Annotated in this window: 3 protein-coding genes; all 3 read left to right on the top strand. The window is 70.7% G+C overall.

What is annotated here, in order from left to right:
- The coding region (locus GX015_RS05565) for an ABC transporter permease (RefSeq protein WP_291343445.1) at positions 1-653 on the top strand (653 nt) is incomplete at its 5' end.
- Entirely contained in the window at positions 650-1,606 is a 957-nt protein-coding gene (locus GX015_RS05570) for an ABC transporter substrate-binding protein (RefSeq protein ID WP_291343447.1), read from the top strand. The genes GX015_RS05565 and GX015_RS05570, both read left to right, overlap by 4 nt.
- Positions 1,607-1,737: 131 nt before the next feature.
- On the top strand, positions 1,738-3,093 hold the full coding sequence (locus GX015_RS05575; RefSeq protein ID WP_291343448.1) for a UDP-glucose/GDP-mannose dehydrogenase family protein: 1,356 nt from the start codon (positions 1,738-1,740) through the stop codon (positions 3,091-3,093).
- The last annotated feature ends 103 nt before the right edge of the window (positions 3,094-3,196 follow it).

Below are 3,196 nucleotides of genomic sequence, written 5' to 3' on the forward strand. Positions count from 1 at the left end.
CCTCGGGTGATTCGTGGGCGGGCGACGGCGGCATCGGCGCCCGGATCCTCGAGCATTTGGGCTATTCGTTGCTGGCCACGGTCATCGCTGCGGTCATCGGCGTGGCGCTCGGCGTCGTCGTCGGGCACACGGGTCGCGGGCAGGGCGTGGTGCTCGGGACGTCGGGCATTCTGCGCGCGATGCCGTCGCTGGGCCTGCTGACCTTCCTGGCGCTGATCATCCCCGCGGGCGTGACGCTGCCGCTGATCCCGGCGACGATCGTGCTGGTCATCCTCGCGGTGCCGCCGATCCTCGCGGCAACGGCGTCGGGATTCCGGTCCATCGACCGCTCCGTCATCGACGCCGCCTACGCGATGGGGCATTCGACGAATCAGGTCATCGGCCGCGTGGAGTTCCCGCTGGCCATGCCGGTGCTCATCGGCGGGCTGCGGTCGGCGTGGCTGCAGGTGCTGGCCACCGCGACCATCGCGGCCTATCTGGGCCTCGGCGGTCTCGGGCGGTTCCTGCTCGATTCGCTGGCCGTGCGCGACTACGGCGTGATGCTCGGCGCGGCGGTGCTCGTCGCCGGGTTGGCGCTGATCACCGACCTGGTGTTCACGGTCGCGGAGAAGGTGTTGGCGCCCGCGGGCGTCCCGACGGGAGGATCCCGATGAACCAGCCCAAGCAGTTCAGTCGCCGCGCCTTCCTCGCCGGCGCCGCCGCCACGACCGCCGCGGCGCTGACCGGCCTGTCCGCCTGCGCTCTCGACCCCGCAAATCCGGCCAACCGTGCGGCCGGTCAGATCCGCGTGGGCTCGGCGATGTTCCCGGAGTCGGAGATCATCGCCCGCATCTGGGCGCACGCGCTCACGGAGGCCGGCCACGACGTCGAGGTCGTCCCCCAGATCGGCGCCCGCGACGTGTATCTCGCGGCGCTGCAGGAGGGCTCCGTCGACCTCGTGCCCGAGTATTCCGGCAATCTGGCGTCCTACTTCGGCGACGTTCCCGAGGGCGCGGACCCGGCCGGCGTCCTCGCCGCGCTCGACGCGAATCTGCCGCAGGACCTCGAGACCCTCGCCCCCGCCGAGGCCGAGTCCAAGGACGCTTACCGAGTCCTCCGCACCGTCGCCGACGAGCACGGGCTGACCAGCCTCGCCGATCTGCCGAAGCTCGCCGACGCCACCGGCGCCATCCGCATCGGCGGCTCGCCGGAACTGTCGCAGCAGCCCTACGGTCCCGACGGTCTCGCCGAGGTCTACGGCGTCGATCCGGCGGCGATGGAGATGGTCGTCTACGGCGATTCCGGTGGCCCGCTGACCATCCGCGCGCTGACCGACGGCGCCGTGGACATCGCGGACATCTACACCACCACGCCGCTGCGCGACCCGTCCGGCGCCGACGTCGACGTGGTCACGCTGGAGGATCCCGAGCAGCTCATTCCGGCGCAGAACGTCGTCGCGCTCGCCCGCCGCGGGGTGCTGGACGAATCGGCGCGCCGGGCCCTGGAGTCAGTGGCGTCGCGCTTGACGACGGCCGACCTCACCGACATGAACCTGCGCGCTTCGGGCGACGAGAAAGCCGGCGCCGACTTGATCGCGCGGGATTGGTTGGCGGCCGGGCCGTCGTAAAGCGACATCGGTGAACTTCCGGTGAGCACCGGGTGATGGCCCGGTGTTGCGCAGGTGAAATCACGTATCACCTGCGCGTTCGGGTGGGGCCCGAGTCGCCAAGTACCGCAACGTATTTCATACTGGCCGGTATGCGAATGACCGTCATCGGAACCGGATATCTGGGTGCGACCCATGCCGCGTGCATGGCCGAGCTGGGCCACGAGGTCCTCGGCGTCGACGTCGACCCCGCCAAAATCGAGGCGCTGTCGGAGGGGCGGGTGCCGTTCTACGAGCCCGGCCTGCCGGAGCTTTTGCGCAAGCACGTCGATTCCGGGGCGATTCGCTTTACGACGGACTATGACGAGGCCGCCGGATTCGCCACGCTGCACTTCGTCGGCGTGGGCACCCCGCAGGTGAAGGGATCGAACGCCGCGGACGTGCGTTACGTGGACGCGGTCATCGACGAGCTGGCGGCGCGCGTGACCGGCGACCACGTGATCCTGGGCAAGTCGACGGTGCCGGTGGGCACCGCGCAGCGCCTGCAGGAGCGGGCCGACGCGATTCTGGCGGAGCGTGCGGCGGATGCGGGCGACGGTACCGGGCCGGTGGCGACCATCGACTTGGCGTGGAACCCGGAGTTCCTGCGCGAGGGCCACGCGGTGAAGGACACCCTCGAGCCCGACCGCATGGTCCTGGGTCTGGGCGAGGGCTCCACCCGCGCCGAGGACGCCGTCCGCGAGTGCTTCGCGCCGATCCTCGACCGCGGCACGCCGATGATCGTCACGGATCTGCCGACGTCGGAGCTGGTGAAGGTCTCCGCCAACGCGTTCCTGGCCACGAAGATCTCCTTCATCAACGCCGTGTCCGAGATCTGCGAGACCACCGGCGCCGACGTCACGGTCCTGGCCGACGCGATCGGCATGGACCCGCGCATCGGCCGCCGCTTCCTCAACGCCGGCCTGGGCTTCGGCGGCGGCTGCCTGCCCAAGGACATCCGCGCGTTCATGGCGCGCGCCGGCGAGCTCGGCGCGGATCAGGCGATGACGTTCCTGCGCGAGGTCGACGCGATCAACATGCGCCGCCGCGAAAAGTGCGTCGGCCTGGTCAAGGACGCGTTCGGCGGCACCGCGCTGGGCCGCCAGGTCGCGGTGCTCGGCGCGGCGTTCAAGCCGAACTCCGACGATGTCCGCGATTCCCCGGCGCTGTCCATCGCCGGTTCGCTGTCGCTGGCCGGCGCGGCCGTGCGCGTCTACGACCCGCAGGCGATGGACAACGCCCGGAAGATCTTCCCCACGCTCGACTACCGCGACTCCGCCGAGGACGCCCTCGACGGCGCGGAAATCGTCGTCGTGGCCACCGAGTGGGACGAGTTCCAGCAGATCGACCCCGTGGCCGCGGGCAAGCTCGTCGCCGACAAGAAGCTCATCGACGGCCGCAACTGCCTGCCCGTCGATCAGTGGCGCGCCGCCGGCTGGGACGTCAACTGCCTGGGCCGCGGCAAGTAGGCGGCGGCTTCGCGCGGTCTGCTGCCGGGCCTGGACGAAGAGGCTGCACCGTCACAGGTGCTTCGTCGCTTCACGACGTGACAGCGCCGACATCTCCGGCCGC

The organism is Corynebacterium sp., from assembly GCF_012837295.1.
GTDB lineage: Bacteria > Actinomycetota > Actinomycetes > Mycobacteriales > Mycobacteriaceae > Corynebacterium.